The 13,028-nt window shown below is 69.4% G+C and carries 12 protein-coding genes; 6 read left to right on the top strand and 6 right to left on the bottom strand.

Features of this window, described 5'->3' with window-relative positions:
- Window positions 1–73: 73 nt before the first annotated feature.
- Window positions 74–970, bottom strand: a complete 897-nt coding sequence (locus tag ACIQTX_RS18030) for an aldose 1-epimerase family protein (protein WP_402974793.1) — start codon at window positions 968–970, stop codon at window positions 74–76.
- A 257-nt stretch (window positions 971–1,227) separates the two neighbouring features.
- On the opposite strand from ACIQTX_RS18030, the gene ACIQTX_RS18025 reads away from it, so the two are divergent.
- Window positions 1,228–3,546: a DEAD/DEAH box helicase gene (locus ACIQTX_RS18025; protein ID WP_402974790.1), complete on the top strand. Its 2,319-nt coding sequence runs from the start codon at window positions 1,228–1,230 to the stop codon at window positions 3,544–3,546.
- A gap of 213 nt (window positions 3,547–3,759) precedes the next feature.
- Here the strand turns inward: ACIQTX_RS18025 and ACIQTX_RS18020 are convergent, their stop codons facing one another.
- The 3 genes from ACIQTX_RS18020 to ACIQTX_RS18010 form a co-directional block, all read right to left on the bottom strand.
- Window positions 3,760–4,347 (bottom strand): hypothetical protein, encoded by a 588-nt coding sequence (locus ACIQTX_RS18020; protein ID WP_402974787.1) that lies wholly within the window; start codon window positions 4,345–4,347, stop codon window positions 3,760–3,762.
- A gap of 134 nt (window positions 4,348–4,481) precedes the next feature.
- Entirely contained in the window at window positions 4,482–5,276 is a 795-nt protein-coding gene (locus ACIQTX_RS18015) for an ABC transporter permease (RefSeq protein ID WP_402974784.1), read from the bottom strand.
- A complete protein-coding gene (locus ACIQTX_RS18010; protein ID WP_402974781.1) occupies window positions 5,273–6,004 on the bottom strand; it encodes an ABC transporter ATP-binding protein in 732 nt (243 codons plus the stop codon). The genes ACIQTX_RS18015 and ACIQTX_RS18010 overlap by 4 nt, the downstream gene beginning before the upstream one ends.
- Window positions 6,005–6,135: 131 nt before the next feature.
- Between ACIQTX_RS18010 and ACIQTX_RS18005 the strand changes: the two genes are divergently transcribed.
- Complete coding sequence (locus tag ACIQTX_RS18005) at window positions 6,136–6,996, top strand: sensor histidine kinase (RefSeq protein ID WP_402974778.1); 861 nt, start codon at window positions 6,136–6,138, stop codon at window positions 6,994–6,996.
- A complete protein-coding gene (locus ACIQTX_RS18000; RefSeq protein ID WP_402974775.1) occupies window positions 6,993–7,646 on the top strand; it encodes a response regulator in 654 nt (217 codons plus the stop codon). The genes ACIQTX_RS18005 and ACIQTX_RS18000 overlap by 4 nt, the downstream gene beginning before the upstream one ends.
- Before the next feature lie 8 nt (window positions 7,647–7,654).
- Here ACIQTX_RS18000 and ACIQTX_RS17995 read toward each other — a convergent pair whose 3' ends face one another.
- A complete protein-coding gene (locus ACIQTX_RS17995; RefSeq protein WP_105527517.1) occupies window positions 7,655–8,194 on the bottom strand; it encodes a YaeQ family protein in 540 nt (179 codons plus the stop codon).
- A 46-nt stretch (window positions 8,195–8,240) separates the two neighbouring features.
- Complete coding sequence (locus tag ACIQTX_RS17990; RefSeq protein WP_402974772.1) at window positions 8,241–9,344, bottom strand: Rv2578c family radical SAM protein; 1,104 nt, start codon at window positions 9,342–9,344, stop codon at window positions 8,241–8,243.
- Between the two features lie 74 nt (window positions 9,345–9,418).
- Here ACIQTX_RS17990 and ACIQTX_RS17985 point away from each other — a divergent pair, with 74 nt between their 5' ends.
- From ACIQTX_RS17985 to ACIQTX_RS17975, 3 genes are all read left to right on the top strand, one after another.
- Complete coding sequence (locus ACIQTX_RS17985; protein ID WP_402974769.1) at window positions 9,419–10,348, top strand: M15 family metallopeptidase; 930 nt, start codon at window positions 9,419–9,421, stop codon at window positions 10,346–10,348.
- Window positions 10,349–10,502: 154 nt separating this feature from the next.
- Entirely contained in the window at window positions 10,503–11,666 is a 1,164-nt protein-coding gene (locus ACIQTX_RS17980; protein ID WP_402974766.1) for an acyl-CoA dehydrogenase family protein, read from the top strand.
- 110 nt (window positions 11,667–11,776) lie between these two features.
- The gene (locus tag ACIQTX_RS17975) at window positions 11,777–12,874 is read left to right on the top strand and encodes a serine hydrolase domain-containing protein (protein WP_402974763.1); all 1,098 of its coding nucleotides are present in this window, start codon (window positions 11,777–11,779) and stop codon (window positions 12,872–12,874) included.
- Window positions 12,875–13,028 lie beyond the last annotated feature (154 nt).

The raw sequence follows: 13,028 nt of genomic DNA, 5'->3' as shown, positions 1-13,028 counted from the left end.
CGCTGCGTCGAATCGCGCGAATGGCCCCTTTCTGGAAGGAAATGGGGCCATCTGCGCGATTCGAAGGAGAGGATCAGCTCAGCGTGATGCCCCAGTGCAGGGTCCAGGTCTCGTCGGGGGCCAGGCGCCGGACGCCGAGGCCGCTGTTGAGCGCATCGGCCGGCGCGGTCATCGGCTCGATCGCCACCGCGAGGGTCTGCCCCGGATAGGCGGGCGTCGTGTACACCTGCACGTAGTCGAAACCCTCACCCTGCCAGAGCGTGACCCGGCGGCCATCAGGCGCGGTGAGTGAGTGCCGCACGAGCCCGTCGGGGTCGCGTGCGAGTTCGGTGAATCCGGTGTCGAGCTCGATATCGCCCAGGCGCACGCCGGCACGCAGCGCTGCATCGGCCGGACGGGTGCCGGTCGGCAGCATCCGCTCGTCGGTCTCGAACGCGGTCTCAGCGGGCACCTGCAGCACCAGATCGTGCGGGTCGACGTCGCCGATCGTGACGAAGGGATGCGTGCCGAGGGCGACAGGTGCAGGCTTCGGCGAACGGTTCGTGAGCGAATGTGCGACATCGATACCGTCGGCGGTCAGGGTGTATGTGACCGAGGTCTCGATCAGGTACGGGTACCCGGTCTGCGGCACGATCGTCGCCCGCAGCACGGCTGCCGTCTCGGTCTGAGCGATCTCGTAGGCGGTGAAGCGCAGCAGCCCGTGGCTGGCGTTGTGGAGCTTCGGCTCGGTGATCGCGAGCTGTCTGGTGGTGCCGTCGTCGTCCCACTCGCCGTCGCGCACCCGGTTCGGCCACGGCGCGAGCACGACACCGGAGCAGGCGGGCGTCGCGGAGTCGGCAGGGTAGGGCGGGACGAGGTCGACACCCCCGATGCGCAGGGCGCGCAGCGATGCGCCGACCTGTGCGATCTGCGCGGTGAGGTCGCCGAGCTGCAGGACGATCTGGGTGCCGGTGGGGGAGACGGAGATCACTCCATCAGCGTAGGGGCTGGGCACTCTCTCAGGTGCGTCGGCTACACTTGTGCGGTCGGCTTCGGACACCCGCGCAAGGCGCGGACGTTTTATGTGTGTGAAGTGTGAGTCCAGGGGCCGATGGTGAGCGTCCATCGACGCACATGAACCATCACATGAATAGCCCCGGCTCGTCCCAACCGGCCCCCTGAGCAAAGCTCACGGTGCGCCTGTGCGCGCAGTGCTGTTCTCGTGCGAGAACGAAAGCAGATACCTCCATGCCGAAGAGCAAGAAGCCCCAGGGCGGTCGACCCGCCCGCAATTTCGAGCCGCGATACGGCGCGAACAAGACTTCCTTCCATGACCGTCACCACAGTGCGCCTGCCCGTGACGGTGCGCGCGACGAGCGCGGTGGACGATCGGATGCCGGCGACCGCCGTGCAGCCCCCGCAGCAGGCGGCTACGACCGTCGTCCCGGGAGCCGCAGCGCGAGCCACCGCGGATACCGCCCGGCCGAGGCCGAGACGGGTGCCCCCAAGCAGCGTTGGAACGCGCAGGAGCGCGCCGGCCGTGACGAGGCCCGCGGCATCCGCAACCGTGCAGAGTCGGGACGCCGCGAGGCTCCGCACCACCGCAGCGACGAGCGCACCGAGCGCCCGCGCTTCAACGACCGCCCCTCCACCGGTGCGCGCCGCTTCGACGAGCGCCCGGCCCGTTCGGGTGGCCGCGATGAGCGTCCCCGTTCCTTCGACCGCGGCGCCGAGCGTCCTCGCTTCGATCGCGATGACCGCCCGCGTCGTGACGACCGTGGCGGCCAGCGGCCGACCGGCCCCGGCACCTACCGCGACGAGCGCGGTGGCCAGCGCGACGAGCGTCCGCGCCGTGACGACCGCGGTGCGGGCACCCAGCGTCAGGGCTTCCGCGACAACGACCACCGTGACGGTGGACGCCCCGTGCGCGACGACCGTCGTGGTCAGCGTCCCTCGGGCACCGGTGGATACCGTGACGACCGTGGCGGACAGCGCTTCGACCGTGACGAGCGTCCGCGTCGTGACGACCGTGACGACCGTGGCGCCGGCGCACCGAGCCGTGGCGCAGACCGTCCGGAGCGTTCGTTCGACGCCGACCGCGCCCGCCGTGCTTTCGACCGCGATCGCACGCAGCGCTCCTTCGAGGGCGGCCGCGACGAGCGTTCGCGCCCGTCGACCGGTGGCGCGTACCGCACCGAGCGTCCCCGTCCGCTGACCTCCGACACCCGCGGTCGTCCGGCCCGCAACGAGCGTCCGAGTCGCAATGACTGGAACGCCACCAGCCGTCCCGCCTCGACAGGAGCGAAGTTCGCACCCGGTGACGACGTCGTGCACGAGCGCCTCGAGGCGAAGTCCGTCGCGGCCGTCGAGGTCGATGGCGTGACGTTCGGCGACCTCGGTCTCGGCTCCAACATCGTCGAGACCCTCGTCGGAATGGGCGCCGCTTCGCCGTTCGCGATCCAGGCCGCCAGCATCCCGGCCGTCCTCGCCGGACGCGACGTGCTCGCCCGCGGCCGCACCGGCTCCGGCAAGACCATCGCCTTCGGCGCCCCGCTCGTCGAGCGCGTGCTGCAGTCGCAGGCCGGCAAGCGCCGTGAGTTCGGTCGGTCGCCGCGCGCGATCATCCTCGCTCCGACGCGTGAGCTCGCGCTGCAGATCGACCGCACCATCCAGCCGATCGCCCGCAGCGTCGGCCTGTTCACCACGCAGATCTACGGTGGTGTGCCGCAGGGTCGTCAGGTCGGTGCGCTCAAGAAGGGCGTCGACATCGTGATCGGCACCCCCGGCCGCGTCGAAGACCTCATCAACCAGGGCAAGCTCGACCTCTCTGACTGCCGCATCGCGGTGCTCGACGAGGCCGACCACATGTGCGAGCTCGGATTCGTCGAGCCCGTGCAGCGCATCCTGCGCCACACCGCAGACGGCAGCCAGAAGCTGCTGTTCTCGGCCACGCTCGACCGTGAGGTCGCGGCGCTCGTCGATGAGTTCCTCGTCGACCCGGCCGTCTACGAGGTCGCCGGTGAAGACCAGGACTCCAGCACGATCGAGCACCGCGTGCTCGTGATCGAGCACCGCGACAAGGCCGACATCCTCACCTCGCTCGTCGACCGTGCAGGCAAGACTCTGGTCTTCGCTCGCACCCGTGCCTACGCCGACATGCTCGCCGAGCAGTTCGACGATGCCGGCATCCCGGCCGTCTCGCTGCACGGTGACCTGAACCAGGCCAAGCGCACGCGCAACCTCGAGCGTCTGACCTCGGGCCGCGTGAGCGTGCTCGTCGCCACCGATGTCGCAGCCCGCGGCATCCACGTCGACGACATCGACCTGGTCGTCCAGGCCGACGCCCCCGACGAGTACAAGACGTACCTGCACCGTTCGGGTCGCACAGGTCGCGCAGGCCGTTCGGGCCGTGTCGTCACGCTGATCACGCGTCAGCGCCAGCGTCGCATGACCGAGCTGCTCGAGCGTGCCGAGATCGACGCACCGTTCGAGAATGCGCGTCTCGACGACGACGTGATCGAGGAGATCGCCGGTCGCGTGCCGACCGCGGCCGACCTGACCGCCTGAGCGCTCTCGTGATGAAGGCCCCGTCCGCTTCTGCGGGCGGGGCCTTTCGCGTCCCCGCGCGCCCTCGCGTCGAGGCCCCCTCGCCTCTCTTGCCGTCGAGTGCACGGGATGCCGTCGAGTGCACGGGATGTGTGCGTGTGGAAGCCGTGCGTTCGGCGAGAACCCGTGCACTCGGCGGCGGTGGAGAGGGGGTGCGGGTGGAGATGGGGGCGATCAGGCGTCGGCGCGTGCGAAGCGCACCGCACCGGCGGCGCCGATCACGACCGCCCAGCCGAGCAGCACGAAGCCGCCGGTGACAGCCGTGAGGACCGCGTCATCGTGCGCGAACAGCTGCACCCCGGCGCGGGTGGGCAGCCATCGGGCGTGCTCCCCGAGCGCGGTGACCGCGAACGGCAGGATGAACACCAGCACGAGCATCGACACCAGGGCTGCGACCAGGTGTCGGAGCACGAGCGTCACGGCATGGGCGAGCAGCCCGATCAGCACGAGGTAGAGGACCGCGCCGCCGAGTCGGCTCAGATCCTCCGTCACTGCCGAGGCGACGCGCGTATCCGTGGCGCGGAGCGTCGCCTCGGCGACGAGCCAGGCGGCGGCGACGGTCGCCACCGCGGCGAGGGCGAGCAGCACCACCGCGGCGAACGTCTTCGCGACGACGATCCGCAGACGATGCGGAACCGCCGTGAGCGTCGTGCTGAGCTGTCGTCCTGCGTACTCCTGCGACACGGGCAGCACCCCGAGCAGGATCGCGCCGGCCTGGACGTAGGGCACGGCGCCGAGTGCGGCGGCGACGGGAGACACCACGTCCCCTCCATTCGGGCGGAGCGCCGCGAAAGTCATTGCGAGGACTGCACCGAGAGCCACTATGCCCCCGGCGGCATATGCCACGAGCGGAAGCGTGAGCAGCTTCGAGAGCTCGGCTCTCCAGGCCCGCGTCATCAGGCATCTCTCCGCGCGAAGACGATGGCTCCCGCGACGACGGAGGCCGCCGCCCACGCGGCCATGATGAGCCCGCCGGTTACGGCGTCGAGCCCTCCGGGGAGGACGAGCTCCGCGTCGAACCCGAACAGATTGCGTCCGGCCATGTCGGGAAGCCAGTGCGCGAGCGAGGTCACTTTGGTGAGCAGGAGGGAGATCGAGACGACGGAGCTGTTAAGGATGAGGATGATCAGCGGGAGCGCGGCACTGCGGGTGATCAGGGTGATCCCGAGCGCCAAGAGGGCGGTGAGCGTCCAGTAGATCGTGGCACCGGCGAGGCGCCAGAGCGCCTGCTCGCCGTCGACGGACTCCGGCGCACGGTCGCCGAGGAGCAGCTGCGCGACAGCGAGGCACGAGGGGAAGGCCACGAAGGCCGTGAGGATCGTGATCGCCACCACGGCGGTGGTCTTCGCCAGGACGATCCTGATGCGCCCGGGGATCGCGACGAGGGTGCTGGTGATCTGACGCGAGCCTCCCGCGTCCGGGCTGTTCGGGGCGTACTCGCTGCTGACGGCGAGCACGCCTACGACGATCGCGCCGATCGTGCCCAGCGGTGCGGCGGCGAACGCGGTCTCGAACACCGAGATCGGGCCGAAGAGGTCGGCCTCTCCCTCGTCCAGGGCGGATGCGGCCTGCACCGCGTTCATCGCCGTGATCGCGATGGTGCCGAGGACGCTCGCGATGATCCCCGCCCACACGCCCGGGAGGGTGAGGATCTTGCCCGTCTCGGCGGCGGTGGCTCGGAGGAACCTCATCGGGTCTGCCCGCCGTCCGCCGGGGTGGAGCCGTCTCCGCGCGTCAGGGCGAAGAATGCCGCTTCGAGATCCGCGTGCCCGTGCGTGACCTCATCCACGGTGCCGGTGGCGACGATCCTGCCCTGGGCGATCACGACGAGGTCGTCGGCGACTCCGGCGACCTCTCCCATGAGGTGGCTCGAGAGGAGCACGGTCCCTCCGGCATCCGCCTGCCCGCGCAGCAGCTCCCGCATCCACCGGATGCCCTCGGGGTCGAGTCCGTTCACGGGCTCGTCGAGGATCAGCGTCGGCGGCTCGCCCAGAAGCGCGGCCCCGAGGCCTAGCCGCTGCCCCATCCCGAGCGACAGGCGGCCCACCTTCGTGCGCGCGGCGTCGGTCAGCCCGACCTGTTCGAGCACCTCGTCGACGCGATGGCGTGCGATGCCGCCCGCCGTGGCGATCCAGCCCAGGTGGCCGCGGGCCGTACGCGAGCGGTGCGCGCCGGAACCGTCGAGCATCGCCCCCGCGGTGCGCAGAGGATCGCGCAGTTCGCGGTAGGGGCGGCCGTCGATCAGCGCACGCCCTCCTGACGGGCGGTCGAGTCCGAGAAGGATGCGCAGGGTCGACGACTTCCCCGCTCCGTTCGCGCCGAGGAAGGCCGTCACACGCCCTGGCCGCGCCTCGAAGGCGACGGCGTCGAGCACGGTTCGGGCGCCCCGCCGTTTCGTGAGTGATTCGATCTTCAGCATCCCTCGATCCCAGCCGTCCGGAGCGTGCGGGGCATCGGTCCTCAGGAGGGAACCCGGTAGGGTCCTCCGTCCCGAGTCCCTCAGCCCGTGGTCTGATGTGCGCCGGGGCGCGGATGCCTAGACTCGGGCGGATGGATGCTTCGCCCCGCCCGACCTGGCGTTCGCGCACATGGATCGCCGCCGCGGGGATGATCGCGCTGCTGGTGGCGCTGTTGAGCATGCTCGGACTCGACGGGCCGCAGAGCCTCACGGTCGTGCTGGCGTGTGCGGGGGCCGTCGTGCTGGGCGTGCTCGGCTGGGCGACGGTGAGGTCGCAGCGACAACGTCGGGAGTACGAACGCAGCCTCACGGAGTGGGCGGCGGACAGGGCCGCGCAGCAGGAGAGGCTCCGGATCGCCCGCGAGCTGCACGATCTCGCATCGCACGGGCTCGGATTGATCACGATGCGTGCGGCCGCGGTCGCCGGGCTCACCGGCACCGCGGGAGATGCCGAGCGCCGAAGCGCGCTGGTCGACATCGAGGAGGCCGGCCGTTCCGCGATGTCCGAGCTGCGGCGCATGTTGACCGTGCTGCGCGAGCCGGGAGACGAGGTGCCCCTGCATCCGCCGGCGCGACTCGCCGATGTGCCGGGGATCGCCGCCGCCGCCGAGGCATTCGGCGTGCGCGCGTCTCTGCGGGTGGACGATCTGGGCGAGGTGCCTCTCGCGGTGCAGGCAGCGGTCTGCGCCACGATCCGCGAGGCGCTGTCGAACATCGGTCGTCACGCCGGCCCGGTGCCGGCGGTCGTCGTGGTCGAGCGAGACGCAGACGACGTCCGCGTGATCATCGTCGACGAGGGCCCTGCCACGGGATGGGTGCCGCAGCCCGGAGCGGGCCACGGCCTGCAGGGTGCGCGGGAGCGCGTGCACGCGCTCGGAGGAACACTGAGGGGTGAGCGCCTGGGCGCGGGCTTCCGGGTCGAGGCGCGACTGCCATTCGAGGCGGGGTCATGAGCGACGGCATCCGCGTGTTGATCGCGGACGATCAGGCTCTCCTGCGACACAGCCTCGCGCTGATCATCGCCGGCGCCGATGGGCTCGCGGTGGTCGGCGAGGCCGCTGACGGCGCGGGGGCGGTCGAGCTGGCTCGTGCCATCAGGCCGGATGTCGTGCTGATGGACATCCGGATGCCGGGGCTCGACGGCATCAGCGCGACGCGTGCCATCACGACGACCTTCCCGAGCACACGCGTCCTCGTGCTCAGCATGCTGGAGCTCGACGAGTACGTCGACGGCGCCCTGCGCGCCGGAGCCAGCGGTTTCCTGCTCAAGGACGTGCGTCCCGAGCAGCTGGTCGAGGCGATCCGCCGTACGCACGAGGGGGAGTCGCTGTTCGCGCCGAGCATCCTCGTCCGTCTCGTCGAGCACTTCCTGGATGGCGTGAATCGACCGGCGGGCCGCCCGCTCGCGGTACTCACGGCGAGGGAGACCGAGGTGCTCACCCTCGTCGGTCGGGGCCTCGCGAATTCCGAGATCGCCGTGGCGCTCACGATCTCGATGGCGACGGTGAAGACCCACATCGGCAGTCTGCTGTCGAAGCTCGCTGCTCGGGACCGGGCGCAGCTCGTGATCGCGGCGTACGAGCAGGGGCTTGTGGGCGGCTGACGGTCGGGTCAGGCCAGCTCGTGCACGTGCACGGCGGAAGTCAGGTTCGTGCCGTTGAGGTCGAGGTAGATCACGCTCTCGGTCACGGTGAGGGTCATCGTGTTGCGGCGCTCGATCAGGGCGGCCGCGGTCTCGATGAACCCGGGGTCGAAGCTGTAGACGCGGATGTCCTCGCGGCGGTGGATGCGCTTGTCGGTCCACTGCGCCATCACCTTGGCGGGGTCGCGGTGGGTGTAGACCACGGTGCGTTCGGCGAGTCTGCTGCCGTAGTGCAGTCGCTCGGCGTCGGGCGCCCCGATCTCGACCCAGGCCGTGATGAGTCCGGTGAGGTCGCGCACGAGAACCGCGGGTTCTTCGGTCGACGAGATGCTGCCGCCGAACGCGATTCCCTCGGCGAACTCGAGCCCGTAGGCCAGCACGCGGGTGAGCATGTAGGCATCGGTCTCGGACGGATGCCGCGCCACGCGCAGCGAGTAGTCCTCGTAGACGCCGCGATCGGTGTCAGCGAGCTGCACTTCGAATGTGTGGACTGTGGAACCGATCGCCATGATCCCCGAGCCTACGCGGCCGCGGGAGGGGAGCCCGACCGTCCGGTCAGAAGAGCATCGGCTGCGCGGGCGGTGCCTCGGCTCGGGCACTGGGTGTGAATCTCACCGCTGCTGCCGCCGCTGCTGCGGTCGCGGCACTCGTCTGCACGTGGCCCTGCCCCGGTCGGAACCCGCGGCGGGAGTAATCATCTTCGTGGCGGCCATCCAGTCCGTGCGTGCGGATGAGCGGGCGGGTCCGCTTGGCGAGCCACTGGCGGTACCCCTTGGGTGCCTCGGCCGAAGCCCCCGGATACAGCCCCCGGTACGACGAGACGAGGTCGGGGCGATTCGCGTCGAGCCATTGGAAGAACCACGGCTTCACACCCGGTCGCAGGTGCAGGGCTCCGTAGATGACGTTGCGCGCCCCCGCCTCTTTGATGCGAACGAGGGCGCTGTCGATCGCGGCGAGCGAGTCGGTCATGTGCGGCATGATCGGCATGAGGAACACCGTCGCGGGGAATCCGGCATCGGCCAGTGCCCGCACGGTGTCGAGCCGGGCCTGCGTCGTCGGCGCCCCGGGCTCGATCGCCTTCTGCAGTTCATCGTCGTACATCGCGATCGACATCTGCACATCGATCGGCACCCGCTTCGCGGCCTTCACGAGCAGCGGGATGTCTCGGCGGATCAGCGTGCCCTTCGTGAGGATCGAGATCGGGGTGCCGGATGCCGCGAGCGTCTCGATGATGCCGGGCATGAGCTTGTAGCGCCCCTCGGCCCGCTGATACGGATCGGTGTTCGTGCCCAACGCCACGGTCTCGTGCTCCCAGCTGCCCTTGCGCAGCTCGCGTTCGAGTACTTCGACGACGTTCACCTTCACGACGATCTGCGAGTCGAAGTCGGACCCGCCGTCGAGGTCGAGGTACTCGTGCGTGCCGCGGGCGAAGCAGTAGACGCAGGCATGCGAGCACCCACGGTAGGGGTTGATCGTCCACGCGAACGGCATGCGGGAGGCGCCGGGAACATGATTCAGCGCCGACTTCGACAGCACCTCGTGGAACGTCATGCCCGCGAACTCGGGGGTCGTCACCGAGCGCAGCACGCTCGACCGATCTTCCAGACCGGGCAGTGCCGCCGTGTCTGTCTCTCCGAGCTTCTGTCCTTGCCACCTCACTCGACCATTCGAACAGAAGGACGATCTTAACGCAAGCGAGACTGCTACTTATCTTCGAATGAGAAGATGGACCAATGCCCTTCCTGCCGCACGCTCAGCATGCGGCTCCGCGGTCCCCGATCCGCGGGCCCGCATTGCCGATCGGCGTCGCCCTGACCGCCGTAGGGATCCTGCTCTCGATCGGGTCCGGTCCGATGCCCTCTCCGGGTGCCGATCCCATGCCCGTGCCCGTAGCCGTCATGCAGGTGCCGTCGGTCAAGGTCGCTGCGACGACCGCGGCCGACCCGTGCGCCGAGCCGTCGGTGCAGCAGGCGATCGCGAACGGTGACGATGCGGGCACGATCGCGGGCTTCGGCGGCGGTGCGGCTTTCCGCGACGCGGTCGTCGCGGGGAATGCTCCCTGTATCTCGCTCACTGATCCTGCGCGCCTCTGGGTCGTGGTGAACAAATCGCTGCCGTTGAACCCGCCCGAGTACGAACCGGCGAACCTCGCCTCGATACCGTTGCAGCTGACGACACCGTCGGGGCGGGTGCGCTCCGATGTCGCCGGTGCCGTCGGTCAGATGGCGGATGCTGCGGCTGCTGCCGGCGTGGGACGGATCGGCGCGAACAACGGCTACCGCTCCTACGGACTGCAGGTCACGACCTACGGCTCCCACGTGCGCTCGCAGGGGCAGGCGGATGCGGATGCGGGCTCCGCGCGTCCCGGTCACAGCGAGCATCAGACGGGTCTCGCGCTCGATGTGGTGGCGTGCGGCACGGGCTGCGGGGGCCTCGACGGCTTCGGTGGGACGGCGCAGAGCGATTGGGTCGCAGCTCACGCCTGGGAGTACGGATTCATCGTGCGCTACGAGCAGGTCGGCACTCCGGTCACGGGCTACGCGCCGGAGCCGTGGCACCTCCGCTACGTCGGAGTCGACCTCGCCGCGGCGTATCACGAGGGCGGATTCCACACGCTCGAGGAGTTTTTCGCGCTGCCTGCCGCCCCCGATTACTCGCACTGAATCGGGGGGAGGAACGCCCCGGTTGCGGCATCCGACAACCGCGGTACCCAGTGTCACGGATTATGGGATGCATTCTCACAACGTCCTGTCCCCTCCCTCTCCGGCGACGTAGAATCGCCGGAGCAATGATGCATGAGACGTTCAGGAGGACGGCATGGAACGCGACATCTACGACGAGGATCACGAGGCATTCCGAGACCTGGTCAAGGACTTCGTCAAGCGCCACGTGACGGGCGAGGCGATCGAGCGGTGGGATGCCGCGGGTGAGATCGACCGGGCGACCATGCTGGCTGCCGGCGAGTCGGGTCTGATCGGACTGTCGGTCCCCGAGGAGTTCGGTGGCGCCGGGATGCTGCAGGACTACCGCTTCCGCACGATCGTGATGGAAGAGGTCATCGCCGCAGGGGCCGGTTCGCTGGCCGGTGCCTTCGGCATCCAGGACGACCTGGCCGTGCCCTACCTCGTGCACATGGGGACGCAGGAGCAGAAGGAGAAGTGGCTGCCTCGCATGGCCACGGGCGAAGTGCTCGGCGCGCTCGCCATGACCGACCCGGGCGCGGGGTCTGATCTGCGTGGCATCAAGACCAACGCCAAGAAGGTCGACGGCGGCTACATCCTCAACGGCGCGAAGACGTTCATCTCCTCGGGCACGACCGCCGACGTCGTGGTGACCTTCGTCAAGACCGGTGAGGGCAACCGTCCAGACGCGTTCAGCCTGCTGCTCGTCGAGAAGGGCATGGAGGGCTTCGACCAGGGCAAGAAGCTCAGCAAGATGGGCTTCCACGGCTGGGACACGGCCGAGCTCAGCTTCACCGACGTGTTCGTCCCCGACGAGAACCTCATCAGCGGCAAGGAGGGTCAGGGTTTCATCCAGTTGATGCTGAACCTGCCGCTCGAACGTCTCTCGATCGGTGTCGCCGCAGCCGCAGCCGCGCAGGCCGCTTTCGACTGGACAGTCGCCTACACGAAGGACCGCGAGGCGTTCGGCGAGCGCATCGCCGACTTCCAGAACACCCGCTTCCGGCTCGCCGACATGGCGGCGACCACTGATGCGATGTGGGCATACATCGACCGCGCGCTGCTCGCCTACAAGAACAGCACGCTCACTGCCGAAGACGCCGCGAAGGTCAAGTTCTGGGCCACCGAGCGCGAGTGGGAGGTGCTCGACGTGGGCGTGCAGCTGCACGGTGGCTATGGCTACATCATGGAGTACCCGATCGCCCGCGCGTTCACCGATGCTCGGGTGCACCGCATCTACGGCGGCACGAACGAGATCATGCGCGATCTCGTCGGCCGTCAGATCGCCGGCAAGCGCTGACGCTCTGCTCTCGAGGAGGCCCCGGATGCATTTCCTGGGCCTCCTCTCGTCTCTGCCCGATCGCCATCGAGGCCTGGACAGCGGTGCTGCTGCCCGGTTGAATCGAGGGCATGACGCCCACGCTCCCGCAGATCCTGGATGACCACGTCGCGCAGGGCACCGCACCCGGCATCATCGGAGTGCGCGGCGCTCCAGGCGGGAGGGTCGAGGTCGTCACGTCCGGCGACCTGCCGGCGGATGCGATCGTGCGCATCCAGTCGATGACGAAGCCGATCCTCGCGGTCGCCGCCCTTCGGCTCGTGCAGGACGGACACCTCGATCTCGACGATCCCGTGGAGAGGTGGCTGCCGGAGATCGCCGACCGCCGGGTACTGCGCTCGCCGGATGCCGCGCTCGATGACGTCGAGCCCGCAACGACGCCGATCACGCTGCGGCACCTGCTCACCAACACCTCCGGGTACGGCGTGCAGGTCGTCCCGTCGCCGCTGGCGGAGGCGATGATCGTGAACCGGACGGCCGCGGGACAGGAGCCGGTCGCGATGGGGGCTCAGGAGTGGCTGGACGCACTCGCCGCGTTGCCGCTCGCATTCGAACCCGGCACCGGCTGGCGATACCACCACTCCTTCGGCATCCTCGGCATCCTGCTCTCGCGAGTGGTCGACGGGGCGCTGGAGGAGCACCTGCAACGCGATCTCCTCGGCCCGCTCGGCATGGTCGATACCGGGTACACGGTGCCCCTCGACCAGGCGCACCGGCTGCCCGCCGCCTATCGCCACGATGGCGGGACGCTGGTCGAGATCGAGCCGGCCGCCGGAGGTTTCTCCGTCGCGCCCGCTCCGTTCGACCTCAGCCACTCGGAACTCGTCTCGACCGCTGCCGACTATGCCGCCTTCGCGGGGATGCTGGCCGCAGGAGGACGGCACGATGGGAACGTCATCGTCGACCCCGAGCTGCTCGCGCTGCTGCGCTCCGACCAGGTGCCGTCCACCGCGAAGACCGATGACAGCTTCTTCCCGGGATTCTGGGAGGGCACGGGGTGGGGTTTCGGCGTCGCGGTTCAGACCGAGGGGGAGCACGCCGGCCGCCACGGCTGGTCGGGTGGGCAGGGTACGGACTTCTGGATCGACCCCGACGGCTCCTTCGGGATCGTGCTGAGTCAGGTCGAGATGGGCCCCGAGGTCATGGGGCTGTTCGCCGATACTCAATGACGGTCGTGCCATATGCGGCTCCCGCCACAGATACGGTCGCTTACGCGGTGCCGCTCAGTGTTTTCGACTTGCTGGTCTCCCCGACATTGGCTGGAACGACTCTCCGAATGTCGCGCTCGCGCGGTGAAAATCGAGTATGTCGCGAACGACCGCG

Origin of the sequence: Microbacterium sp. NPDC090281 (assembly GCF_044769635.1) — a bacterium.
Classification (GTDB): Bacteria; Actinomycetota; Actinomycetes; order Actinomycetales; family Microbacteriaceae; genus Microbacterium.
This window is presented reverse-complemented; position numbering and strand designations above follow the sequence as displayed.